Source organism: Bradyrhizobium sp. SZCCHNRI20481, from assembly GCF_032485055.1.
In the GTDB taxonomy this organism is placed as follows: domain Bacteria; phylum Pseudomonadota; class Alphaproteobacteria; order Rhizobiales; family Xanthobacteraceae; genus Bradyrhizobium.
The window spans coordinates 1-23,785 of the sequence record NZ_JAUEUE010000003.1 but is presented as its reverse complement, the minus strand read 5'-3'; the positions used below and the strand labels follow the sequence as shown (position 1 = coordinate 23,785).

The 23,785-nt window shown below is 66.0% G+C and carries 21 protein-coding genes; 5 read left to right on the top strand and 16 right to left on the bottom strand.

The features are described from left to right. The first annotated feature begins 480 nt into the window (after positions 1 to 480). The gene (locus tag QX132_RS04820) at positions 481 to 783 is read left to right on the top strand and encodes a hypothetical protein (RefSeq protein WP_315738692.1); all 303 of its coding nucleotides are present in this window, start codon (positions 481 to 483) and stop codon (positions 781 to 783) included. Between the two features lie 98 nt (positions 784 to 881). Here QX132_RS04820 and QX132_RS04815 read toward each other — a convergent pair whose 3' ends face one another. The 14 genes from QX132_RS04815 to QX132_RS04750 all read right to left on the bottom strand — a co-directional run bounded on the left by QX132_RS04815 (position 882) and on the right by QX132_RS04750 (position 14,552). After that, on the bottom strand, positions 882 to 1,562 hold the full coding sequence (locus QX132_RS04815; protein WP_316160262.1) for a hypothetical protein: 681 nt from the start codon (positions 1,560 to 1,562) through the stop codon (positions 882 to 884). Then, complete coding sequence (gspM, locus tag QX132_RS04810; protein WP_315738695.1) at positions 1,559 to 2,116, bottom strand: type II secretion system protein GspM; 558 nt, start codon at positions 2,114 to 2,116, stop codon at positions 1,559 to 1,561. Before gspM ends, QX132_RS04815 begins: the two co-directional genes overlap by 4 nt. Next, positions 2,113 to 3,210, bottom strand: a complete 1,098-nt coding sequence (locus tag QX132_RS04805) for a PilN domain-containing protein (protein ID WP_316160261.1) — start codon at positions 3,208 to 3,210, stop codon at positions 2,113 to 2,115. The genes gspM and QX132_RS04805 overlap by 4 nt, the downstream gene beginning before the upstream one ends. Before the next feature lie 2 nt (positions 3,211 to 3,212). Beyond that, positions 3,213 to 4,154, bottom strand: a complete 942-nt coding sequence (locus QX132_RS04800) for a general secretion pathway protein GspK (RefSeq protein WP_410052847.1) — start codon at positions 4,152 to 4,154, stop codon at positions 3,213 to 3,215. Between the two features lie 2 nt (positions 4,155 to 4,156). Beyond that, entirely contained in the window at positions 4,157 to 4,861 is a 705-nt protein-coding gene (locus tag QX132_RS04795) for a prepilin-type N-terminal cleavage/methylation domain-containing protein (protein ID WP_316160259.1), read from the bottom strand. Next, a complete protein-coding gene (locus QX132_RS04790) occupies positions 4,861 to 5,274 on the bottom strand; it encodes a type II secretion system protein (RefSeq protein ID WP_315813765.1) in 414 nt (137 codons plus the stop codon). The genes QX132_RS04795 and QX132_RS04790 overlap by 1 nt, the downstream gene beginning before the upstream one ends. Next, the gene (locus tag QX132_RS04785) at positions 5,243 to 5,716 is read right to left on the bottom strand and encodes a prepilin-type N-terminal cleavage/methylation domain-containing protein (protein WP_316160258.1); all 474 of its coding nucleotides are present in this window, start codon (positions 5,714 to 5,716) and stop codon (positions 5,243 to 5,245) included. The genes QX132_RS04790 and QX132_RS04785 overlap by 32 nt, the downstream gene beginning before the upstream one ends. 2 nt (positions 5,717 to 5,718) lie before the next feature. Next, positions 5,719 to 6,198, bottom strand: a complete 480-nt coding sequence (gspG, locus tag QX132_RS04780; RefSeq protein WP_315813763.1) for a type II secretion system major pseudopilin GspG — start codon at positions 6,196 to 6,198, stop codon at positions 5,719 to 5,721. A gap of 18 nt (positions 6,199 to 6,216) precedes the next feature. Next, complete coding sequence (locus QX132_RS04775; RefSeq protein WP_316160257.1) at positions 6,217 to 7,431, bottom strand: type II secretion system F family protein; 1,215 nt, start codon at positions 7,429 to 7,431, stop codon at positions 6,217 to 6,219. A gap of 4 nt (positions 7,432 to 7,435) precedes the next feature. Beyond that, positions 7,436 to 9,112 (bottom strand): GspE/PulE family protein, encoded by a 1,677-nt coding sequence (locus QX132_RS04770; RefSeq protein WP_316160255.1) that lies wholly within the window; start codon positions 9,110 to 9,112, stop codon positions 7,436 to 7,438. Between the two features lie 113 nt (positions 9,113 to 9,225). Continuing rightward, complete coding sequence (locus tag QX132_RS04765) at positions 9,226 to 9,753, bottom strand: tetratricopeptide repeat protein (protein ID WP_316160254.1); 528 nt, start codon at positions 9,751 to 9,753, stop codon at positions 9,226 to 9,228. Further along, complete coding sequence (gene gspD / locus QX132_RS04760; RefSeq protein ID WP_316160252.1) at positions 9,750 to 12,107, bottom strand: type II secretion system secretin GspD; 2,358 nt, start codon at positions 12,105 to 12,107, stop codon at positions 9,750 to 9,752. The genes QX132_RS04765 and gspD overlap by 4 nt, the downstream gene beginning before the upstream one ends. 137 nt (positions 12,108 to 12,244) lie before the next feature. Further along, entirely contained in the window at positions 12,245 to 14,083 is a 1,839-nt protein-coding gene (locus QX132_RS04755; RefSeq protein ID WP_316160251.1) for a porin, read from the bottom strand. 232 nt (positions 14,084 to 14,315) lie between these two features. After that, complete coding sequence (locus QX132_RS04750; protein ID WP_315775874.1) at positions 14,316 to 14,552, bottom strand: hypothetical protein; 237 nt, start codon at positions 14,550 to 14,552, stop codon at positions 14,316 to 14,318. Between the two features lie 449 nt (positions 14,553 to 15,001). On the opposite strand from QX132_RS04750, the gene QX132_RS04745 reads away from it, so the two are divergent. The 3 genes from QX132_RS04745 to QX132_RS04735 all read left to right on the top strand — a co-directional run bounded on the left by QX132_RS04745 (position 15,002) and on the right by QX132_RS04735 (position 22,553). Further along, positions 15,002 to 20,056: a helicase gene (locus QX132_RS04745; protein WP_316160248.1), complete on the top strand. Its 5,055-nt coding sequence runs from the start codon at positions 15,002 to 15,004 to the stop codon at positions 20,054 to 20,056. A gap of 34 nt (positions 20,057 to 20,090) precedes the next feature. Then, positions 20,091 to 21,605: a formylglycine-generating enzyme family protein gene (locus QX132_RS04740; protein WP_316160247.1), complete on the top strand. Its 1,515-nt coding sequence runs from the start codon at positions 20,091 to 20,093 to the stop codon at positions 21,603 to 21,605. Between the two features lie 384 nt (positions 21,606 to 21,989). Continuing rightward, positions 21,990 to 22,553 carry a DUF4399 domain-containing protein gene (locus QX132_RS04735; RefSeq protein WP_315813784.1) on the top strand — a complete coding sequence of 188 codons (564 nt, stop codon included), beginning with the start codon at positions 21,990 to 21,992 and terminating at the stop codon, positions 22,551 to 22,553. 45 nt (positions 22,554 to 22,598) lie between these two features. Here the strand turns inward: QX132_RS04735 and QX132_RS33015 are convergent, their stop codons facing one another. After that, on the bottom strand, positions 22,599 to 22,889 hold the full coding sequence (locus QX132_RS33015) for a hypothetical protein (RefSeq protein ID WP_410052844.1): 291 nt from the start codon (positions 22,887 to 22,889) through the stop codon (positions 22,599 to 22,601). A gap of 180 nt (positions 22,890 to 23,069) precedes the next feature. Between QX132_RS33015 and QX132_RS04725 the strand changes: the two genes are divergently transcribed. Beyond that, entirely contained in the window at positions 23,070 to 23,477 is a 408-nt protein-coding gene (locus tag QX132_RS04725; protein ID WP_316160245.1) for a hypothetical protein, read from the top strand. Here the strand turns inward: QX132_RS04725 and QX132_RS04720 are convergent. Beyond that, positions 23,447 to 23,785 (bottom strand): hypothetical protein (locus tag QX132_RS04720; RefSeq protein ID WP_316160244.1); only part of this gene is annotated, 339 nt, incomplete at its 5' end. The genes QX132_RS04725 and QX132_RS04720 overlap by 31 nt on opposite strands.

The window sequence follows — 23,785 nt, the reverse complement described above, 5'->3', positions numbered from 1 at the left end:
CCGTCGGCTCGGCCAGATCATGGGCCTGCGCCGCAGGACCCGCAACGGTCAAACCGGCCAACATCGCGGCCGCCGATGTCAGTAATCGCAGAGTTGGCTTGCGCACACGCCCAACTAACATGCCTGATCCCCATCTGGCTCGAGATACACCGGTAGGAACGATCACCGTCCCCGGGATGCGGAATTCGAATGAGCAGTCCGAACTCATCAGCCGATCTGCCGCATCGTCCCCCTCTGCCTTCGTCGCTACGTCGGGTGGCTCCTTTGTGACGTTTTCTTTCGCTTTGTGAGAATTGCCGACCGGCGTTTAAGAATCGATCTAACTACACATCCAGCCGGCTGCGTTGTGCGCGTGGCGGACAGCAGCGACACAAAAACGACAACCAGCTCCCCTAGCTCGCCATGAAGCTCATGAGATCGTGTCGGACGCGAACGCTGCCGGACATGTTTGTGAGTGCCCCGCTCCGAGGAGACCGAACGATGCTGCTTGCTGTTGTTCTCGCATGGGCCTGCAACGTGACCGGCATGGCCTGTGGAGCACCGACCACCGAGATCATCCAGAAGGCCTATGAGCAGGAGGCGCCGTCGTCCGGAGTCCGCCACGACAAGGGCCTCAAGATCGTCGAGGCGACCTGCGACAAGGGCGACGAGGGCGGCCGTTTCCTGTGCCAGGTCTCGTTCGTGTCGGAGGACGACCCCGACAAGCGCCTGTATTTCGACATCGTCTCCGCCGCTCTCACGGACAAGGGATGGGTTCTGACGAGCGGATTGTGCAAGCGCTGAGCGCCGTCGGGCACAGGCCGAAACGGCCGTGATCGAGAGCGTGCCGGCGCGGACTGCAGGCGCCCATCGACGCGCCCCGTTCCCGGTCGGATCGCTGCTTACAATTGACGGCGCCCCGAGCGCTGGCGCTGGTGCATCCGAAGCAGCCTGGACTCGGGCGACAGATAGGGCGGCCCCGCTTGAGCCAGCGGAGGCGCCGTGGGCGTCGATGGCATCTGCGCAAGGCTCTCGCCGACCGTGTTCGCCGGCTGGCCCGGCGCCGGCGCGAGCGTGAGAACGGTAACGTCCTCGCCCCTTTGCAGCGTGACGGATCTCGCCTCTACGAGACGCAGCGTCCAGCCCTGATAGTCCGCACCGGTTCTGATCCGCAACGCGGTCTTGCTGCCCGGGTCGACGAAGACGGCAAGGCCGCGGTCCCCGTTCACGACGGTGCCGACGAGCGCGAGCTGCGGCCGTTCCGGAACGGACGGCTCCTGCACCACCGGAGCGGCCACGACGGCCGGCGGCGGGACATCGGTCGGCGGAGGGCGGCGAGACGGCGAGAACAGCGGGCGTTCGCGCGTTGCCGACAGCTGCTCGAGCGGAATGCCCCACAATGGGTTGCCGGTGCGCGACGGCGGTCGCTGCGCGATGGACGAGGCTTGCGCCGATCCGCTCGGCTGTTCGGCGGAGACCGCTTCCGAGACGTCCAGGCCGGTCGAATGAGCGATGCCGAACGCCGACCCCACCGCCAGAACGCTGCAACAGCCGATCATGCAAAGCTTGGCGAGACTGCTCATTGCGGGCCCTGCCACTGTCCAGAGACCGTGATCAGCACGCGCAGTTTTCCGCTGGATGCCGCCGCGGGGGCGTGCCCCTCGACGACCAGCTCGTCGACGAACAGACAGGGCATGCCGGCCTCCAGATCGTAGAGGATCGGCTGCAGGTCGGACTGACCGGCCTCGAAGTTCGCGCTCCCGCTGATATGACCGTCCTTGGCACGGGGGCCCTGCACATCGAGCTGCGACGACGACACGCTGCCGCCATGACGCGTCACCACGTCGCCGAGGCGCTGCAGCAGCGCTGCTCCTGCTACGGTCACGGTCGGTCCTTCGAGAAAGGCCGATCCCGTCATGCCGGCATCGCCGTTGCTGTCCTGACGCGCGGCCGCCATGCTGTGGGCGTCCAGCAGGTGGAGTGTATCGGCGAGCGAGGTCACTTCGCTGCGCTGATCGATCATGCTCTTGATCGACAGCACCGTGACCGAGATCAGCACGATCAGCAGTCCCGCATAGGCGACCGCGGCGATCGAGGGCGATGCGGAATTATCCGTGACGAGCTTTGCGACGCTCATGTGCCAAGTCCAAAATGGGGCTTGATGCCAGCTTCGATATGGAACCGTTCTCCGGGATCCTCAGCCGAACGCGTGGTCGGCGCGAAGAAGGTCGCACGCGTGAAGTGCGCCGACTGCTCGATCAATTTGACCAGCGCCGGCGCGTCCTGGGTCATGCCGACGATTTGCATCCTGTCCTTCTCGATCCGCAACTCGGTCACGTAGGTGTTGTCCGGTAGGATCCGGGACAGCGCCTCCAGCAGCACGACCGCTGCGGGAGTCTCCTGCTTGCGTCGCATCAGGCCACGCAGCGCGGCACTGTCGGCCCCTTGCAGATCGAGGCGCAGCGCCGCGCGCCGATCCGAGATCTTCTGCGCGAGCTGGCGTTGCTGCTCGTCCAGATGTCCTCCCAGCAGGCTCGTTGTCGCGAACGACAGCGCCGCCGCGAGGGCGGCGACCATCAGGAGCGCGGTGAGGACGCGACTGATACGGCCGACGTCGAGCGCTCCCTCCAAGCGCTGCTCGGTCAGCCTCGTTTCGCTGAACGCAATGAGCCGGTCGTCACGCGGCGTCGGCGCCGTCTCGGGCGCAGCAAACAGGACGATCGATCCGGCACGCCAGGACTCGGCAAGGCGAATGAGCGGATCCAGCTTCGCTCTTGGTGCTGCGATCACCATGGTCCGGATGCGCTCGCCCGATATCTCTACTGGCGCAGTCCTGCCGAACACGGCCTCTTCGGCCGACCACGGCGTCAGCCGATCGAGCTGCGAGCGTATCATGGCATCGAGAAACTCGACGGCCCGCTTGGGCAGATACAGCGGCCGCCACAGGAAGCGGTCCGATCTCAGCACCACTTCGATCCGGCTGCCGCGCAGGACTGTCTTCCAGCTCTCGGGAAGTGCGGGAAAGGCCTCGTGGCCGTCCGGCAGACGAACGCGACAATCCGGCGGGACCGGTCGCCGAGGCCGCGCGACCATCCGCATGATGAAGACGTTCCGTTCGGTCTCGATCAGCCGAATCCCCGGCCTGATATTGAGCCGGCCGATCGCGGCGACGATGGTTTCGGCGACGGAGCCGATCCAGGCCGCCAGTTCGTGGCGCACTCTCGTCGACATCGTCATCTCGGCGCCCTCCCCGCTTGTTTGAGCATCCCCGGAGCATCGACGTCATCGCGCCACGACAGCACCCGGTAAGGATCGTCACCATCGCCCAGCAGGATGACCGCCTCCGTTGCGGCCCGGCGACCGCCGTCAAAGCCGATCGTGATCCACACGCGGACGGCATCGGCGACCTCCAGCGTCGCTGCGGCGCGTGCGGGACCGAGCGCCGCGTTGAGCGACCTGACGTCTCGACGCAGGCCGGCTCGCTGCTCGAGGAAGCTCTTCAGCTGATCCGGCGTCATTCCGGGAAGCGCGGCCACCACTTCGGGGGCGGCCTCCAGCGGGTCGACCTCCCTGCGGCCGCTGAAGACGGTCACGAAGGGCATCGCCTTGTCGACCAGCGCCGGCGGCAGGTTGAGCACCAGCCGAAGCTCCTCGACATTGGCGAACGGCGCGGTGCGCGGCATGTAGTCCGCACCGGCTGTGCGGTAGAGATCGCGCTCTGTGTCCGCGCCGGTCTCGGCCGGCGGCGTTCGCCAGCCGACGATCCGCTCGGCATATTCGCCGGCCCTGTCAGCGCGCGCGCCGAGACCCTCTAACAAGGCGGCCAGCATCTGCTTGGAGGCATGATTGAGATCGATGCGAGCTGCTTCCGACCGAAACGCGACCGAGACCTGCGCATGATCGAGCCGGAACGAAAAGGCCCCGGCAGCGGGGCGCTGCGGCTTCGGCAACGCCAACAATTTGTAGGCCGCAAGCTCCAGGCCGGCGGGGACCAGCGCGGCGGATCGCAGGCGCGCATCGTCGAGCGACAGCCGCTGGGCGGTGCTGACGAGATAGACGGACAGGGCTCCCGCGAGTCCTGCGAGCGAGACAAGGAGCCAGAGCACCGCCACGAGGACGAAGCCACCTTCCCGATCATCGGGATCAGCGTCTCGCGGATGGCTGTCTCGGCACATGATCATGGCTTCGATGCCGCGGAGGCACGTCCGACCGTCGCATCGGCGGAAACCGCCTGCCTGTCGCAATTGGTGTCCGCGGGCCGGCAGACGCTGTCGGCCGGTGCCGAGACACGAATGACCGCGATCCGCGACAGCGACGGCGCGCTCCCGCGGCTTCCGTCATGCACCGTCACCCGCACGGCTGCCGGCAACTTCTCTGCATTGCGCCACGACGGACTCCAGATCCGGTCGGCCCCCGCATAGGCGAACGACACCCGGTACGGCGCCTGCAGCAGCACGACCGGATCGGCGAACTCCCAGGCGGACACACTGCCAGGTGCGAAGGCCGCGCGAGTCCGCGTCAACGCCACGTCGTCGCCACCGCCGCTTTCGGCGATGCGGATCACATCGAGACCCCGGCCCCGCTGCGGTCCGAGCGCCGTTCGGACGAGCGTGATCGACGTCTCCGATCCGTCGAACAGAACGGACTTGGCCTGTCCATCGGGCCTCATGAACTCGGCGGCCGCGATATCGGCGGCAATGCGGTCGAGCGCCACGCTCACCGATTCGCTGCGCTGGATGCGATGCAGACCGCGATTCCAGTTCGGCAGCCATTGCGCCGTGATCGCGAACAGCGCGGAGACCAGCAGCCCCATCACCACCATCGCGACGAGGGCTTCGACCAGCGTGAAGCCTGCTCGACGATCGTTGACCCGTGTCGTCATCACTCGGCCCGCCTCCGGAACAGCCGGACGGTTTCCAGCTCCATGGTCGCGCCCGATGGCGATCGCACCTGAAGCATGATCTTCTGCGGGATCCAGGCGGATGCGCCGCCCGGCGCGCCGATATCGACGGGGAAGGGCTCCGCCTGCGCGCGCCAGAGATGTGCCGTCGCCTCCCCCGACTGCGTCGGAGATGCCGGCGGCAGGCGCGACGGAAAGGCCAGCCACAGCGCGTCGTAGGCGGCCTGCACCAGCGCGACGTGCTGCTCCAGCTTCCTGCTGCCGCGCGCCGAGGACCCCATGAGCGCACCGATGGCGACGAGCGACACCGCCACGATCGCGAGCGTGACGAGCGTCTCGATCAGCGTGAATCCCGCTGTCGCCCTATCGCTTCGACAGACCAGCGTTTGAGACAACTTCGATCCTTCCTGTCAGCCAAGTGACGCGAATTTGGTAGCCGGCGTCGAGATGGGTGAGCGTGATGACGCCGCCGCACGACCTGCCCGATCCGAAGAAGCTGATGGTCTCGAAGGCGGGCCGCTCGTCGCAACTGCGCGGCAGCACCGTCTCGAACCGCACGTCCGCAGGTAAGCGGACGACGTGCCCGTTCGCGCCCGAGCGGAGCGCCCGCGCCTGCGCATCGATGCGAGTCGTGACCTCGAGGCCCCGCCTGATCGCGGCATTGCGATCGGCCTTCAACAGCGCAGCAGCCTCGACCGCATAGGCTTCGAGTTGCGGCCGCGAGGTCTGCCGCGATATGGCGGGGACCACGACGGACGCCAGCAGCGCGACGATCGCGAGCACGCACACCACCTCGATCAGAGTGAAGCCGGCCTCGCAGCCGTCACGGCCCCTCATTGCTATCTGGCACCGATCGTCATCGACGAGGAGATGTCAGCGGCGAGATCCACGCCCCCCTCCTGCCCGTCCGATCCGTACGACACGATCTCGTAGGGCACATGCTGCCCGGGCGAGCGGTAGACGTAAGCGTGGCTCCAGGGATCGCTCGGGACGTTTCCTCCCTTGAGATACGGTCCCGCCCAGCCTGGGATGGTCGAGGCGGGCCGGACCAGCGCGGTCAGGCCTTCCGACGAGGTCGGATAGCGGCCGGTATCGAGATAGAACAGATCGAGCGCGCTGGAAAAACTCTGAATCTGAATCCGGGCCGTCTTGACCCGGGATTCGTTCAGGGAGGACAGCACACGCGGTCCGATCAGACCCATGATCATTCCGATGATGGCAATGACGACCAGCATCTCGACCAGCGTGAAGCCGCTCTGAGGGTCGTCGCGCGCGGTGCGTGTCCGCCGCGCGCTGCCGCTGATCCCTGCCTGTTTCATGCGATGGTCCATCTTGGGCTACCCGACGAGTTGCGTCACCGACAGGAGCGCCGTCATCACCGAGACGATGAGACCTCCGACGACGGTGCTGATGAGAATGATCGCGGCCGGACCGACGATGCCGACGATGCGATCGAGGCCGCGTTGCAGCTTCGCCTCGTAGAACTCGGCGATGCGGCCGGCGAGGACCGGAAGCTGCCCGGTCTCCTCACCGATCCGGATCATCCGCGTCGCCATCGCCGGCAGGATGTTGGTCGCTGCCAGCGCCTCCGACAACTTGCCGCCGTGACGAACGCGGTCGGCGGCGGCGTTCCACGCCGCAGCGCTGCCGGTGACCGACATGATGTCGATCAGGATGCGCAGCGTCGCCGTCAATGTCAGCCCGCTGCCAAGCAGGATCGCGAGATTGCGGCAGAACACGCTCGTGCGATACGACCGGAACACGGTCGCAAGACCCGGAAGCCGGCAGAGCCGCGCAATCACCGCAGCCCGTACGCCGGCGCGGCTGAAAGCGAGCAGACCTACAGCGATCAGCGCGCTTGCCGATAGCGCCATCGCCGTGCCGTTGCCGCGCACAAAATCAGAGATGTCCAGAAACGTGTTGATGGTGGCATCGGTCCTGGCGCCGAAGTCGCGCAGCACGGCCGAAAACTGCGGCAGCACGACGATGAAGAAGAACAGCATCACCAGACACGCGGCGATCAGCACGAAACACGGATACTGCATCGCGTCACTGAGCTTGCGACGCATGGCTTCCGCGCGCGCCCGCTCGGCGCCGAGCACATCGAGCACGTGATCGAGGGTGCCCGAGACCTCGCCGACCCGCACCAGCGCGACATACATCGCAGGAAACTGCACAGCATGATGCGACAGCGCTTCGGCGAAACTTTCTCCCGCCAGCACGCTGGATCGCAACCGGCTGATGATCGGACGCAGGCGCCCGATATCGGCGTCGCCGGCCAGCAGTTCGAGCGACTCCTCGAGCCGTGCCCCGGCTTTCAACAACAGCGCCAGATCGCGCGTGAAGGTCGTGACATCGCCGTGGGTCGGACCGCCGAGCAGCGCAAGCATGTCGCGCGCGACGAAGCTCGCGGTCTTTTCCTCGATCGTCTCGATCGGCAACAGCCGCAGATACTCGATCCGGTCAATCACCTCCTTGGCCGTCGCAGCCGAGATCGTGCCGTGCACCACGTCGCCGTTCTCGGTCAGTGCGCGATAGCGGAACTTGCTCACCGGCTCACCGCAACGTTGTAACGCGCAGGATTTCCGCGACCGACGTGGCGCCGGCCCGGCACTTTTCGAGGCCATCGTCGAGCATCGTGGTCATGCCGTTCAGAATGGCGCTGCGGTCGATCACGGCCGCATCGGTCGTGCCCTGGATCAGCGATCGGATCTCCGGATTTAGCTCCAGGACCTCGAAGATGCCGAGCCGGCCCCGATAGCCGGTACCGCCGCAGCTCTCACAGCCCGCCGGCTCATAGACCGTCTCGCCGACGTCGAAGCCCACCGCGGCGTAGCGCGGGTCCGCGCAGAGATCGGCGGCGCTCAGCATCCTTTTCGACCTGCAGCGCTCGCACAGCCGGCGCACCAGCCGCTGCGCGATCACCGCGCGGAGCGTCGATCGCAACAGAAAATCTTCGACGCCGAGATCGAGCAACCGCGGCACCGCCGCCGCAGCGTTTTCGGTGTGCAGCGTGGTCAGCACGAGATGGCCGGTCAGCGCCGCATGGACCGCGACATGGGCGGTCTCGTCGTCGCGCACCTCGCCGACCATGATGACATCCGGGTCCTGCCTCACGAAGGACCGCAAGGCAGAGGCGAAGGTCAACCCGATCGATGGCTTGACCTGCGACTGGTTGATGCCGGGAATCTCGTACTCGACCGGATCCTCGATCGTGAGGATCTTCCGCGTCGGCTCGTTGAGGATCGACAGCGCGGCCGCGAGCGTCGTGGTCTTGCCGCTGCCGGTCGGCCCGCAGATCACGATCATGCCATGCGGCAGCGCCAGCAGCCGGCGGAGCGATCGATCGTCGTGCGGGGCAAAGCCGAGCTTCTCGATGGCGAGCAGACCCCGGTCCTTCGGAAGCAGCCGGATCACCGCCGACTCGCCATGCTGCGTCGGCATCACCGCAACGCGCACGTCGAGCTCGAAGCGGCCGGCGCGGAGCCGCGCAGCGCCATCCTGAGGCAGGCGTCGTTCGGCGATATTCAGCCCGGCGACGATCTTGATGCGCGAGATGACGGCTTGGGGCAGCACGCCCGACGGCTCAGGGACCGGCTTCAGCAGGCCGTCCACGCGCATCCGGACCGACAACCCGCTCCGCATCGCTTCGACGTGAATGTCGCTGGCGCGCAGCTCGACCGCCTGCTCGAACAGATCGTTGACGGCGCGCACCACCGGCGCTCCGGTGGCGAGGTCGCGCAGGCTTTCGATGTCGTCGTCGCGCAGCTGCGGCGCGGCCACCTCGTTGCGCGCAGGCACCTCGTCATCACCGGCGAGCCGGTTCAGCGCGGTGGCAATGTCCTCAGTGGAGGCCACCACCAGCTCGACCGCGCCACCAAACACCAGCTCCGCGGCGCGTGCCGCTGCGGTGTCGCGGGGATCCGCCACCGCAAGGCACGGTCCGTGCCCCGCGGATTGGAACGGAAAGACCATCGTCTCGCGCAGGAAGCGCCGTGAAAAATGTTCTGTGAGCGGTTTGGACGCCAGCAAATCGGACAGCGCGATCCGAGTCAATCCGAGCTGCCGCGCGATGTCGTCGGCGGACTCGGGACCTGCGGGATTGGTCGCCGTCGAAGATCCCATCCCCGCGCCTTCCTGCGCCGCAGCGCCGACCCGTCCAGCGGCGAGCCGGACCGGCCCGCGGCTATCCCGCAGATCGTCGGCCAATCGTAGAGGAGGAGTCGAGCTCATGGCGCGTCCCGTGACGGATCGTTGTCGATCACTTCATTGCCGAGGTCCGGATTGCTGATCAGTTCGTTATCGATACCAAAGATGACCCTTCTGCGGTCAGCTGATTAGAACAACTACAAACCCGAAATCGATGCGGTCGCGCGACCTCCGCCGGGCTGCGTCGGCCGCCATTCGAGCGCGAGCCGCTGGCCGTCGGCGATCTGATCGGGCGACATCTTGAACGCGACGGCGTCCCGGATTCGCAAATAGGGTTCGCGCAGACGATTGGACGCTGCGGCCGCTGCAAGATTGAGCCATTTGTAGGCCAGCACGAGGTCCTGGCAGACGCCATGCCCCTTGTCGTAGCTCAGGCCCAAGAGGTGCTGCGCCGTCGGATCGCCGCGCTCGGCGGCTCCGATATAGAGATCGACCGCCGCCTCGTAGGACTGCGGGACGCCGACCCCGTTTTCATACATGTAGCCGAGCGCGGTCATGGCGCGAGGATGTCCACTCTGCGCCATCGGCGCCAACGCTGCGGCCGCCCTGACATAATCGCCGCGCGCCAGCGCCGCCCATGCGTCTCCGCGCGGCCGCGCGTCGGCCGCGGCGATGCCGAAGGCGAGCGCCAGAACAGCGAAGGCGGCCGTCGCTTGCCGCGTCATCGATTGCTCCGCGGCGCCTGGAGCGCACTCGTCGACACCGGCCTGATCGTGCCGCGCAGCTTGGAGCGCAGCTCTTCGGCGACGTAGTGCGCGTCAGTGCCGTCGCGGACGATCTGTGGGCGAATGAAGATGATCAGCTCGGTCCGCCCGCGGCTGCGGTCGTTGTTGCTGAAGAGGTCGCCGAGACCCGGGATCTGGTCGATCCCCGGAATGCCACTGCGGGTGCCCTGATGGGTCTCGCTGATGAGACCGGCCAGCAGGACGGTCTGGCCGCTGGCGACTGCGACCGAACTCTTCACCTTGCGCTGCGCAACCGTCGGCGTGAGGCTGTTGGCGGTCTGCGGCGAGACGTTGCTGATCTCCTGCTCGATCTCCAGCCGGACGTTGCCGTTCTCGTTGACCCGCGGAGCGACCCGCAGGATGATTCCGGTGTTGCGGTAATCGATCGTGTTGACGACCGTGTTGTTTGTCGTGAGCACCGTCGCGCTGCCGGTCGACACCGGCACCTGATCGCCGACCTGCAAAGTCGCCGCCTGGTTGTCGATCACCACCAGCGATGGGTTGGACAGCACCTTGACGTCGGTGACCGTATGCAACGCACTCAGGATCGCGCTCGGCTGGGATTCCGACCCGACCAGGAAATTGAACCCGGGGAAAGCGCGGCTAAGAAAGGCGTTGGTGATCGTTCCCGCGGCCGAGGCAACCGTTGCCGGCGCCGATGTCGAGGTGGTGTTGAGCACTGACCCCTGGTCGGGCTTCAGGCCGAGATTCTTGCTGGTGAGATAGGCCTGCACGCCGTAGTTCAGCGAATCGTTGAGCGTGACTTCGGCGATCGTCGCGTCGATGGCGACCTGCAGCTGCGGACGATCGCACTGACGCAGGGTGGCTTCGATCAGCCGGTAGTTTTCCCTGTCCGCGTAGATGAGAAGCGTGTTGTTGACGACGTCGGGCGTGATCCGCACGCCCTCCATGAGCGGCTTGCCGCCCGAACCCGATGCGCGCGATTCCGATCCCGTATCAAGGCCGGCCTGGGTCGGCGGCGGCGCCCCGCCGAAGCCGCGGTTGGCGACCAGGCCGCTGTTGCCTTGCTGCTGGCTCGAGAAGCCGCCCGACTGGGCCGTCGTGCCGGCAGCCGAGAGCCGCTCGCTGCTCGAGGTCGACGATGCTCCAGACCCAGGAGCGAGGTCCGAGGACGACGCTTCGGCCGCGCTGCCCGCGTTTCCGGTGAACATGTCGTTCAGCACCCGCGCCATCTGGCGCGCCTCGCCATACTTGACACGGTAGACATGGACGCTGTTGCGCAGCGTGTTGCCGGCATCCAGCCGCTTGATCCAGGTCTCCGCCGTGTGCAGCAGCGCCGGCTTGCGGCTGATGACCATGACGGCGTTCATCCGGCTGACAGTCTGGAACTTGACCATGTTCTGGCCGAGCCCGCTGTCGCCGGTGTCCATGATCTTCTCGAGCTCGGCGACGATCGGCTCGGGATTGCCATTGACGATCGGAAAGATCCCGACCGACTGTCCGCGCATCCAGTCCGCATCGAAGCTCAGCGCGGCATCGATCGCGGTGCGACGCTCGGCTCCGGTGCCCTGGATCAGCAGCAGATTGCGACCCGGATCGGCGCGCACCGTGCCCGGCTTGAGCGCAAAGCTGTCGAGCAGCTTCAGCAATGTCGGGGCGGAGACATATTGCAGCGGCAGCACGGAGATGCCGTAGCCAGGCTCTGCCGAGCCTCCGGCGGGATCGACGTTGCCGGCGCCGACCGCGTCGCCGAGCGGAATCAGCCGGTATCCGGAGTTGTCGCGAACCAGCGCCGTCCCCGAGAGCCGGAGCGCGTTCTCGAGCACGTAGGCAACGTCCGATTTCGGGACCGGGCGCACCGAGGACAGGCTGACCGTTCCCTGGATCCTTGGATCGATGGTGTAGCCGACGCCGAGGACGTCGCCGAGCACGACCTTGGCCACCGTCGCGATCGGCGTATTCTCGAAGTTCAGCTCGAACCCGTTGCCAACCGGCTGCGAATGCGCCGCCACCTGCTGGATCGGAAGCGAGCCCGCGGCCGGCGCTTCCGCTCGCGCATCCCTGGCATCTCGTGCATCGTCGTTGCCACCATAGATTTCGGCACGGGCGCGCCGCGCCGCCGGCGACTGCTCCGGCATCGCCTGCCTGGGATAGCGCGGCGAAAGGTCGATCCGGCCCACCTTGTCAAGCACGTCATCACCGCGGCTATCGCTGCCGAGCGTCGCCGGGTTGCAGCCCGCCAACGCGATCGACGTCATGACCAGCGTTGCGAGCGTGCGGCATCGCAGCCAACCTGCGCTCAAATCAGCAATCTCAACCACTCGCACGCCCACCCGATCTGCCGAGTCCGTTCTTCGTTTCGAGGCACACCCGGACGGAGAGCGGTCGCTTTCCGCCCGGGTGCTCCAACCTGTGTCTTGCGAGGAGACGCCGCTGCCGTCAGGCCGCGGCCCCTGCTCGCGTCGGTCGGCTACCAGAGCCAGCCGACGCCCGCGAGAACCCGATCGGACATCGCCCCCGCCGCGCTGTGATCGATCACCTTGGTGTAGTTCAGCTTGTAGACAAGGCTCGGATTGGGAAACACGGCAATGCCGACATCGTGGAACGTCATGTCACCGCTGCCCGTGATGTTGTTCAGGCCGTTGGTGAGATCGGAGCCGAGCATGCCCGACGTCTGGAAATTCTGTCGGGTATAGCGGTAAAACGGCACGATGTCGTAGTCGTTCGGCGCCCTGAAGTGGTAGGCGATCTCGCCGGAATAGCCCCACATGTTCTTGCCGACGTTGTTGTCGTCGACGAGATCATTGTTGGCGCGGAGGTTCTCCGGATTGGAGAAGTTTACGTGGGCATATTCAGCCCGCAGCTCCAGCCCGGTGTTCGGAACGCGATAGCGAGCCTCGGTATTGAAGATCGTCATCGCGTTCTTGCCGAGCGGCACCTCGCTGCCGTCCGGCAGCGTCGCATAGGCGCCCCGCGGCGTGACGTTCGGCGAATAATAGATCGCCGAGCTTCCGGCAAAGCCGGGGAGGAACGATGGCGTGTAGCTCAGCCGGAGCGTATAGGCGAGCTCGTTGCTCAGCTGCCGATAGTCGCCGATCGGCGCTCGCGACAGTGCGAGCGCTTCCGAGCCGCTGATGCCGCCTTCATAGCCTCCCGGATTGATGTGGCCATTGTCGCCGCGATGATCGAATCCGTCGCCGAAGTCCTCCGCGCTCTGGCTGACCTGGAACTGGTAGTTCAAGCCATCGATGATCTTGCCATGAAATCCTGCCGATGGCGCATACCAGGTCGTCGGGATCAGGCCGTTGGCGAGCTCCGGCCGATGCACGCTGTAGAACAGCGTCGGCTCGTGATACAGGTTGGTGAAGGAGATCGGGATCAGGTCGATACCCGGCGAGCGCAGGGTGAAGTGGTCGTTGAACTTGATGTCGAAGAAGGCCTGCTCGACCTCGACCGCACCGTGGAGCTTGTCGTCATTGTCGAACGCGATGCCGCCATGCTCCCATTCCAGCTCCGCGTTGAAGGTGATGGAGTCATTGACCTGATAGGTCGGCAGCAAGACCAGGCGGGCCATGTCGAAGCCGTTCTGCCACTGACCGTTAGCTGCGGGATTTTGCACCGAGCCGAACTTGATCTCGCCGTACATGCCGATCTTCATGCCGGGGACCGGCGACGGCGCGGCACCGAACAGGTCTCTGCTGGGCTGCGGCGCAGGCGCTTTCAGATCGGCTGCTGGGAGAACTCGCGGCTTGGAATCCGAATCGGCGAACGCTGCCGCGAGCCGTGATGCCGGGGACGACGATGGTGCGGCATCAGCCGCCTTCGATCCACTGGCCTTGACGTCCTTCGGGTCGGCGAGCGCCATGGCATTGCCGACCGGCAACCTGGATGCAGCCTGCGCGTTGTCGGATGCCTTCGCGCCGCCGGCACGCGCGTCCTTGGCGCCGATCAGAGGCATCGGATCGGACGGGCGGCGGGATGCAAGTGATGCGGACTGCCCGACGCTGGTCGTCTTCTTTGCCTTGGCGTCCTTGAGCTCGACTTGAAGGCTGTTGATGCGCTGCTCCATGGACTCGAGCTTCGCCATCAGCGCTTTGACGGCCGCCCCGTCCGTGGACCGCGCCGAGCCGGCGTCGGCCGCCTGGGCTGCTGCCGCGCTCAACGCCAATGTCGATACGGCGGCAAGCAGAGATGGCAGGAGTCGGTCGCGGCCGCGAAGCGGGCCGCCGCCTTTGCCAATACTCAAAGCGCCGTCGTGTGAAGACGCGGAGCAATCTGCGCGCCTTCCGCTGCAGCTAATCAAGACCATCAGTCAAACCTCCCCATGATGATGCGCGGACGTGCATCCCCTTCGCCCGCGCCGCCGTGAGCACAGAATTCGTGCGCGACTGCGAGCCATTCGCGCTAGAAGCCCGCGATGTCGATACTTGGGCTCGTCGGGGATGCTCGCGTGTCAGCACTTGGGCGGCGCTCGTTGCGCGGCAGAGGCGCGGCTGGGCCTACCAATCGCTCGGACCCTGCCGAGATCTGGCTAAGTGTTTTCAGTCATTGATAATTGCTGCTGGGTTCATGTCCGGCGTGCGAAGCGCCGAGTAGCGCAGCGTAGAGCTGCATTCATGCCTTTGCATCGCGAAGTAATAAGCGATGTCACACTTCGTCAGCGACGGCCCTACTCCGAAAGAAATTGCGTTGGCGCGATGGCGCAGCTCGGACGAAGCGATGGAATCCGACGAAAAACCGCAAGTGATCGCGACTGAGATTGCGGCAAGACGCCGCATGCTTCTCTCATGGAGATGCCGCATCTACGCACGCGAATACCAGCCGTTTCCGATCAAGGCAGTCAAACCGGAAAGACGCTCGGCTTCTTTAAAGGGATTCTAAACCGGTTACGCGAACCGACAGCGGCGGTTCTCGAAATGATAACAAATCAGTTGGCGCAATTTTCAGGACCGACGACACGCCCGGACTAGCTCCCATCATTACGCCGCATTGCGTGACGCTACTATTCGCCAGTTAGTGCGGTCTATCTGACGTTGGCTTCAGTATTCCCTCGAATGCCGTCGACGAAAGACGTCGCCTGGCCACATCGGGATCGTGAATAGTCAGATACGTCCATCTTCTTCGACGCGCGTGACGGAATTTTCTGCAAAGCGGGACGAACGTCAGGACGGGAGTTGAGGGTGAACCGATTGCTTCGCTTGGTCGCCGCTATCATCGGAGAGGCACTATGAACGCTGTCCATCGGTTGGAGCCGGCGGCCGGACCGTTGCAGAATGTTCTTGGATATCTCACCGAGATGATCCTGCGCGATGCACGTGCGGTCGCGCGCCTGTCTGACCATCGGCTTGCGGGCGGACAATGCTTCGTGTTTCATCAGCATGAGCTGGAGAAGCTGCCCGGCATTACCTACAACACGTTCGATGCTGATGGCCCCGTGTGGCTCTCCATCGAACGCCTGGTCGCCACCGATCCTCCCGCCGTCGAGTACGACCTGGCGATGTGGATCGACGTGTCCGCCGATCCGGACCGCCGCCCTCTGGTTCGGCAGCGCGTGACGATCACGGTGCACGCGGCGGAAAAAGACCTGCTGATCGCGGCCGGTCACGCACGCGCCGAGCACTGCTCGCCGGCGAACGGCCCGGGGGTGGCCGCCGGGCTCTGGAGCGTGCGATTGCATCTTGAGCAGCGCCCGGACATCGTCGAGCGTCTGGACCGCTATCTCGCCGGCTCGTGGGCCAATTGGGCCGCGGCCGAGCGGCCACGCCGCAAGACCATCGCGGTTCACCAGCGATTGCGCGAGATGGCTCGCGTGGCGGGAGCCGGAGGCAACGATGGCAGCTGCGAAATCGTGTGGGGCGTTGGCGTGTCACGCTGGCGGCGACAAGGCCGCGAGCTGGATCTGCCGCTGCTCGAACGCCTGGTCGAGATCGAGGTCCTCGATGGCTCCGACACCGAAATCAGAATCCGGCCCCGCATGGTCGGCGCGACGGCCAATCTCAAGGCGTTCGAACCGCTGACATCAGCGGCCGGCTTGGCGGGGCAAACGGCCGAGCAGTTGCTCGAGACGATCGAGCGCGGCAACGAGCTTTCGCCATTCCAGCCCGCCAGCTTCGAGCCGGTTCTCAGCGCCATCGGCTCACAGCTCGACCCGCATGGGATCTACTGTCCCACCATGCCCGACTCCGCGTTGCTGCTTCCCGAGGAGGACGAGCAACTGGTCGTCTCCGATCGCTGGGTGATCTTTGCGCGGCCGCGCTCGGACGCACTGCTGTTGCGCGACATCGACCGACTGAAGCGAGCGATCGAATACGCGCCCGGCGACGCTTGCTGCCTGGCCGCACTGTCTCGCCTCCTGCTTGGCGCGCCGGACCACGAAGCCCATGACGGCGCGCGCCGTCGTCTATCCGGCGTGATCGGTGACCCGATCGACGTCGGGCCGGATGCGCAGATCGCGGCGGATCACGGCGACCTGTTCTTTCCGCTGCCGACGAACTCCGACCAGATGGAGATCGTGCGACAGCTCCGGCGATCGGACGGACTTGTCGTGCAAGGCGCGCGCGGGTCCGAGCGCACGTCCACCCTCGTCAACCTGGTTTGCCATCACCTCGCAATGGGCCTGCGCGTTCTCGTCGTCTCGCGCAACGAGGCTGCGCTCGGACTGTTGTCCGAGAAGCTGCCGCGCGCCGTCCGTGATCTGACCGTCGATCTGACCGGCTCCGACAAGGACGTCTTGAAGCATGCAGAGACAGTCGTCAGCCGGCTGCTGTCGATCCTCAAGACCACGAACCCGCGCGCGCAGGCGGAACAGGTCAATCGGCTGGAGCGCGACATCATCGCGACCAGCGTCGAGATATCACGTCTCGATGATGCGTTCGCAGACATCGCCAGCCGCAGCATGCTGCGGTCATCCGGTGTCCCCGACCTGCCGTTCGACGCGTTGACGACGCTGATCGCCGACCGCGACGCCTATGCCTGGTTCACCGACCAGCCGTCACGATTCGTGAGTGAGAACGACCTTCTGGTTGCGGCGGTCGAGCAGGCCCGTGAGGCGCGTGTTCGGCTGGGTGCCGATCTCGCATATGTCGACGACGCGCTCCCGGAAATCGCGGCCCTGCCGGACGCCGCGACAGTGAGACGTCTGCACCAGGACCTGCAGCCGGCGCGGATCGACGGCGAAAGCCGTGACGGCCGGCTTGCCTGCCAGATCATCGCGGAGCTCGGGCCGGACGGAGCGGACTTGCTCGCCGGCGACCTCGACGCGCTCGCGGCGGCCCACCGGGTCATTGCCGACGAGCCCTGGCTCGCAGCGCTGTCGCCGGTCGGCCGCAAGGCCGATGCAATGTCGGTTGACGGTGGCATCCTCGTCGATTTTGCCCGCGATGCGTCGTCCCTGCTGTCGCAACGTGCCGGCTTCCTGGTTCGGCCGGTGGAAACGCCGGCGGACGCCTTCGCCAGCCAGGAACTGCTCACGATTGTCGAACGGCTGTCGGCCGGAGCAAGGCCGTTCGCGACATTCTCCCTGTCCGGCCGTGCGTTGAAGCAGACCGTGGAGGCGATCAGGGTGGCGGGCTTCGCGCCGAAAGGCGCGGCCGACTGGGGCCATGTTCGCGACTATCTGACCTGGCGTCGTCACCTGCATTCGCTCGACGCCAGATGGCGATCGCTGGCGGCCGAAATCGGTGCGCCTGCGCCCGAGCCGGACTCCTCTCACACGTTCCACGGTCACGAGCGCGTCGTCAAAAGCGTCGAGGCCGCGATCGTGCTGGCGGCGCTGGCGAAGCGCAATGTTCTCACCGCCGCACCGAAGCTGTCGATGTCGGACGACGCGATCGCCGGATTGCTCGGCGACGGCCGACGACTTTCTGCGCTGGCAGCTGCGGTGAGGAGCATGGCTCTCCGCATCACCAAGCAGCGGCTGGAGCTCACCCGGCTGAACGGGCTGTTTCGCGGCAGCGGTAAGCTCACAACGCTGGCTCATGCCGACGTGCTGTCGCAGATCGGCTGCGATGGTGTCGAGCCGCGCGACATCGAGACGCGTTGGACCACCCTTCGCACCCGGCTGAAGTCGCTGCACGACCGGCGCCAGGATCTCGAGCTGCTCGACGAGGTCTGCCGAGCGATGACCGAGGCCGGAGCAGATGCCTTCGCCCGTCGGCTCAGGACCGAGCCGGCACATCCGCAGACCGGCGATCCGGTGCTCGTTGCAGATTGGATGATGGCCTGGAACTGGGCGGTGCTGATGCGGCAGAACGAAGGCATCGGTCAGCATCAGCGCTTGCGAGATCTGTCCGACCAGCGCGCGGCGATGGAGATGCGACTGCGCGAGCTGTTCGGCCAGGTGGTCGTGGCACGGATGCATCTCGGCCTGGTACAGAACACCGGCAGCGCCATGAGGCAGGCCCTCACCGTGTTCATGACCACGCTGCGAAAAATGGCAGCGACCTGTTCCGGCCCCACCGCATGCCGGTTGCGTCAGGTTACACGCGAGGCACTCGAGAGCTGCTACGAAGGCATCCCATGCCAGCTCGTGCCGGCATGGCGCGTGGCCGAGCAGCTACCGGCCCGGCTCGGCGCATTTGATCTCGTCGTCATCGACGATGCCTCGCAATCCGATCTGCGCGAACTCACTGCGATGCTCCGGGCCCGCAAGGTCGTCGTCATCGAGGACGATCGGCAGACCGGCGAGCGCGTCGCGCAAGGTGAGCACGACATCGAAACCATCGCACGCAGCATCCTGCGCAGCGGTCCGGCTGCCATGCGCCAGTTCCTGCTGCCGGGCGCAGCGCTCTGCGATTTCGTCAAGATGCTGTTTCCCGACCGGATGATCAGACTTCGGGAGCACGCTCGCCGGGTCGATCCGGTCGCGCTTGCAGCCGTCGGCTCACCGCAGCCATCGGCACAGCCGGCAACCGGTATGCATCCGGCTGCCACGGGACCCGCTGCTGGCACGGCGGCGGATCACCCTGCATCTGCGCAATCCCTGACGCGCCGCGCCTATTCGCTGGAAGACGAGATCGCCACGGTGGCCGAAAGCCTGTCGATGGCCCGGCTGTCGGAGCAACGCGACGAGCCGGCCATCTCGATCGAGAGTCCGGTGCCGGATTGGCTGAGCAACAGGACAGGCGCCGGCATCGATGCACGCCCATCGCGGCGCGGGGCGCGTGAGGTCGCGACCGACGAAACGCCTGCCGCCTCGTCGTCTGATACGCCCGCCTCTGCGCCGCCAACGTCCGTCGCGCCCGCAGCGCCGGTCGAAATCGCGGAGAATGAGCCGCCCGTGGCCGATCGTTTTGCGCAGGCTGCAAGGCCGCCGGCGGACGATGTCGCCGTCGCACGAGTGGCCGTGCTCGCCCACGAGGTGGAAACGTCCGAGACGATGACACTCGGTCAAGCCGAGTCGGAGCCTGCCGCTGTCCGTATCGATCATCGCGCGCTGTCGCCGGGTCGGCGTCCGCGGCCTGATCATGGAGCGAGGCGTCCACACCGCTCGCTCCGCCGGCACATGATGGCCGCTGCCGCCGGCTTGGCGGTCGCGGTGGTTGGCGCATCGATCTACTGGCAGCCGGCGGCGAGCCGGATCACGACGTCCTGGCAGACGGTCTTGAACCGACTCCCGGTCTCCTGGAATGCGGCCTCGCCGGCCGCCGCGCTACCGGCCGGCACCGAGCCCCGCAAGGTCACCGCGGATCGGATCACGCCCGACGTCAGGGGCGGTGCAGGCGGCGATGCGATCACCACGGGGAACGCGACCGCGACGATGGTATCCCACGCCGTGCTGTATCAGGAGGATCCGCAGGATCCGAACGGCAAGCGCTATCTCGGGAAGGTAACCTGGCATGTCGAGCCTGAGGCAGGAGCGGTGCCGGCATCGATCAAAGGCGATGTGGAGATCGACAAGAGGATGAAGGCGACGTTGTCGCTGCGTCCAAACAAGGAAACCGAAATGCCAGCGAGCCACATCATGGAGATCAAGTTCAACTGGCCGGACGATCCGTCTCACGTCGGGGTGGAGACTTTGAAGGGCGTCAGCATGAAACCCAAGGAAGCGGGCCGCGGGACCCCGTTGACCACCATGACCGCCAAAGTGACGCCAGAGTTCTTCATGATCGCGCTGTCGGCGGGGGATGTCGACATGAAGCGGAACGTGTTGCTGCTCAAGGGCAAGGACTGGATCGACATCCCGATCGTCTACAATGGCGGCGGCCGGGCGGTGCTGGCGATCGAGAAGGGAGCGGACGGTGAGCGCGCGTTCAAGGATGCGTTTGCCGCCTGGGGCCAATGACCAGACGGCAAGGCCGGCGCACGAAAGGCGTCCGATGATCGACGTCGTCGCGCCAGCGCAGGCGCCGGCCACCGATCGGGACGAGCGACCGCTGACCGCCGTCACCTATCCGGTGCCTTGCGAGCAGTGCGGCCGGATCGTGCGGGTGGCGATGAACACGCTGCGCCCGCCCAGTTTCCACCGTGTCGACGAGCAGGTCGCCTGCCCCGAGATCCAGGAACGCCGCAGCAGGGGCGACGGCGGACTGTTGTTGATGATGTGCGGCCCCTTGAAGCAATCGCTCGCCGCACGATGCGATGCGGCCGAGGTCGAGGCCACCGCTCCCGGTGGCGGACAGGCGGGACGGGTCGTCTGCAGCATTCCCGGCGTCTCGATCGCTCAATACGCCCCGAACGAGGCGCGCAGCCGCGCGGAGATCTGGCAGGCGCACGGGTACGACAAGCTGGCCACGACGCTTCGTGCGGCCGCGGCGAGGGCGGAACGCAGGCCGCTGGTCTGGACCCGCGCTGCGGCGGCCGGCCTCGGCGCATTGTTGCTCGCTGCCGCCGCTAGCTGGTTCACGCTGGCGCGGGAGCCGGCCGCTCCCCCACCAACACAGCCGCAAGCCGCCGAGGCCTCTGTGGCCGCGTCGAGCCGCGCAAGCGTCGAGAGTTCGGGGCGCGTCGTCACGGCAGAGGCCGTGTCGGCCGCGACCGCCCCCGCCCCGGCGCCGCTGCCGGACGCGCCCTCGGACACTGCAACGCTCTCGCGTTCCGCGGAAACCGCGCCGCTCGAGGCGCCCGCCCTGCTCGCGTCGGCAAGCGCTGCGACTGCTCCCGAGACTGCGCCGGCGGCAGAGTCGACTGCGACCCCAGGGCCGGCGGAGGCAGCGGCGATTCGCCTGCCTGACATGGTGATGATTCCAGGAGGGGCATTCGCAATGGGCGGCGTCGAGCGCTCCGAGCTTCCGGTCCACCGCGTCACGATCAAGCCGTTCGCGCTCGGCAAATACCCCGTCACGATTGGCGAGTGGAAGGCGTGCGTGGCTGACAGGGCATGCGCCGACGTGATGAGCGGCCCGGACGACAACCCCGTGACAAATGTCGGCTACGACGACGCCAGGGGCTATCTGGCTTGGCTCTCGCGGGCCATCGGCAAGCCGTTCCGGCTCCCGACCGAGGCCGAATGGGAATATGCAGCGCGCGGCGGCGCAACGACGGCGTTCTGGTGGGGCGACCAGATGCGCTCCGGCATGGCCAATTGCAACGGATGCAACGAGCCCGGCGCGCCCGCGCAGCTCATGAAGGTCGGAAGCTTTGCGGCCAATCCGTTTGGCCTGTTCGACATGGGCGGGAGCGTCGACCAATGGGTGGCCGACAGCTGGCACAAGAGCTATCAGGGCGCGCCGTCCGATGGCTCGGCATGGATCGACGAGCAGAGCTTCGTCCATGTCATTCGCTCGGGTTCATGGAAGAAGGATGCGAGCTATGCCCGCAGCGGGAGCCGCGATCGCTATGATGGGCGCGTCAGGTATCCGACCCATGGCTTTCGCCTCGCTCTTTCGCTCTGATGCGGCCGCTGTATGCTGAGCCAGGCCAGCGTGCCGTCGACACCGATGCCGGGCCTGCGCCCGCAAATGTCTCGCACCACAGCGAACACCAGCGTCGCAGATCCGCAGGACGCCTGTTCTGCCGAGCCTCTTTATTCAAATTCTTATCGAGAATCGTAGGACGAGACCGATCGAAACCTCAAATTTGCCGCGCTACGCCCCATTCATGGGCCGGCTACACCGTTCGATATTTGCGATCGATGATCGTCGTTGTTTATGAGTTGGGGATTTATGTGGAGTGAGAAATCTACGCGTCGCGCGCCGCTATTGGATCTGACGCCCTGGCGACGACGTCGTCTCGCCCCAGTCGCGACGCTCGGACCCACCGTGTTGGCCTGCACGCTGGTGCTGTTGCCGACTCTCGCATGGGCACAGGCGAAAACGGCGCCGAAGGACGCCTACCTGTATTTCATCACGCCAACCGACGGCGACACCGTGAAGAGCGCGTTCTGGTGCCGCTTCGGACTTCGCAACATGGGCGTGACCCATGCCGGTGACGCCTTTGCCAATACCGGCCATCATCACCTCCTGATCGACGCCGATGAGCCGATCAGCCCAGGCGAGCCGATTCCGCAGGACAGAAAGCACCTGCACTACGGCGCGGGCGAGACCGAGGCTCTGATCGAGCTGCCCCCCGGCAAGCATACCCTGCAGCTCGTCCTGGGCGACGGCATGCACTTCAACTTCGATCCGCCGCTGGTATCGAAGAAGATCACGATCACCGTGAGCAGTGCTTCGCAGAGGCACGGGCGGAGCGCCACTCACGCCCACCGGCGGACGCGGCATCTTCACGCGCACACCGCGCGTCAGGCGGCGCAACCGTCGGCCGCCGAAGCGCCGCCGCCCGATCCGGCAAAATCGGCGGGAGCCGTCGATTTCATCAAGAGCTTCCTGTCGGGTGCGAAATGAACCTCCGCCGCTCCCCCATGGAGCCGGTTCGGCCGGCACATCAGTTCATCGCGACGTGCCGAAGCCTCCAACCGCAGCGCTGCATTTGTCCGGCTCGGCTCTATTGATACGACCTCCAGACGCGTGGCTTGCTTCGCCTCGGCAAGCGCCAAGAGCGATCATCAGCATCGGTCCAAGCTCGGAGGCGAGGCGCTGGGAGACCACGCCACTGATCGTCCGGAACAGGTACGACAGGAAATAACCAGCCGCGAATGGAATGAACACCAGAGCCGTAACGGTCCAGCCTGGGATTGCGGCACCACCGACCTTGGCGTCAACGCCCATCCTGCCGAACATGTAGTCCGGCTCAAGCTCCCGGTGACCTCTTCCGAGCCGCTGCTCAGCGCATTGGTCCCTGCGCAAAGCGAGAGGGATCCTCGCCGCCCTCCCCGGCAGCCGGCACACCCCCGCGAATGCTCGTTAGCCGCGCCGACCTCGCCCTGCAGACGCGGGGACGCGCCGACACGCTCGTCGACCATGTCGTCGCCGATGTCGCCGCCCGGGATTCCACGGGGCCAGTTGCGCAGACGTCGCACGCGCTTCGTGATCGTGTTCGCGGGCTGCACGCATACCACGGCGCGATGGCTCGATGGCCTCGCCGAGAACGGCCGGCTGCTCCTCCCGCTGACCGCCGAGGATTGGTCCGGCTTCCTGCTGCGCGTGGTCCGCCGCGGCACTTCTCTCGACGCCTCGTCCACCGGTGGGGTCAGCATCTACCCCTGCAAAAATGGCCGCGATGAGGACGCCAGCCGCCGGCTGAAGAGCGCACTCGAGAGCGCGAACACGGTGAATGTCCCGATCCGGGCACTCCACCGCGGGAACCCATCGTCCGCAGATTCCGAACGGGTCTGGTATCATGCCCCTGGCTTTTGGCTGGAGCGATAAGGAGCTGAGATCGATAGGCCCGCACAGGAGGCCGAGGTCGGCAGCAGTAGCACCGTCTGACCCGAGTGATCCCCCGAAGGAAACGACCAAGATTTCATTCCGGCCGCGGCGGCGGAACGCATCGGCCAAGGCTCCGAGATACGACGGCGCAACACGATTGATCGGTCAACCCGCACTCCGAGTCGCAGATCCTGCACTCGTTGCGTAGCTCCACCGAGTTTTTCGCCGGAGTTCGCTAGACTGCGATCAGTGCCGAAATCGCCTTTCACTTTGCTGACAAAAAGCTCGATTGCGGCACTCAGCTCGAC

Bases quoted from the DNA above. Each gene is read 5' to 3' on its own strand.
- QX132_RS04785 (WP_316160258.1), bottom strand. From the start codon at position 5,716: ATGAGGGGCCGTGACGGCTGCGAGGCCGGCTTCACTCTGATCGAGGTG.
- QX132_RS04750 (WP_315775874.1), bottom strand. From the start codon at position 14,552: ATGCGGCGTCTTGCCGCAATCTCAGTCGCGATCACTTGCGGTTTTTCG.
- QX132_RS04815 (WP_316160262.1), bottom strand. From the start codon at position 1,562: ATGAGCAGTCTCGCCAAGCTTTGCATGATCGGCTGTTGCAGCGTTCTG.
- QX132_RS04745 (WP_316160248.1), top strand. From the start codon at position 15,002: ATGAACGCTGTCCATCGGTTGGAGCCGGCGGCCGGACCGTTGCAGAAT.
- QX132_RS04740 (WP_316160247.1), top strand. From the start codon at position 20,091: ATGATCGACGTCGTCGCGCCAGCGCAGGCGCCGGCCACCGATCGGGAC.
- QX132_RS04805 (WP_316160261.1), bottom strand. From the start codon at position 3,210: ATGTCGACGAGAGTGCGCCACGAACTGGCGGCCTGGATCGGCTCCGTC.
- QX132_RS04770 (WP_316160255.1), bottom strand. From the start codon at position 9,112: ATGAGCTCGACTCCTCCTCTACGATTGGCCGACGATCTGCGGGATAGC.
- QX132_RS04820 (WP_315738692.1), top strand. From the start codon at position 481: ATGCTGCTTGCTGTTGTTCTCGCATGGGCCTGCAACGTGACCGGCATG.
- gspM (WP_315738695.1), bottom strand. From the start codon at position 2,116: ATGAGCGTCGCAAAGCTCGTCACGGATAATTCCGCATCGCCCTCGATC.
- QX132_RS04800 (WP_410052847.1), bottom strand. From the start codon at position 4,154: ATGTGCCGAGACAGCCATCCGCGAGACGCTGATCCCGATGATCGGGAA.
- QX132_RS04755 (WP_316160251.1), bottom strand. From the start codon at position 14,083: ATGGTCTTGATTAGCTGCAGCGGAAGGCGCGCAGATTGCTCCGCGTCT.
- QX132_RS04725 (WP_316160245.1), top strand. From the start codon at position 23,070: ATGTCGTCGCCGATGTCGCCGCCCGGGATTCCACGGGGCCAGTTGCGC.
- QX132_RS04795 (WP_316160259.1), bottom strand. From the start codon at position 4,861: ATGACGACACGGGTCAACGATCGTCGAGCAGGCTTCACGCTGGTCGAA.
- QX132_RS33015 (WP_410052844.1), bottom strand. From the start codon at position 22,889: ATGTTCGGCAGGATGGGCGTTGACGCCAAGGTCGGTGGTGCCGCAATC.
- QX132_RS04765 (WP_316160254.1), bottom strand. From the start codon at position 9,753: ATGACGCGGCAAGCGACGGCCGCCTTCGCTGTTCTGGCGCTCGCCTTC.
- gspG (WP_315813763.1), bottom strand. From the start codon at position 6,198: ATGAAACAGGCAGGGATCAGCGGCAGCGCGCGGCGGACACGCACCGCG.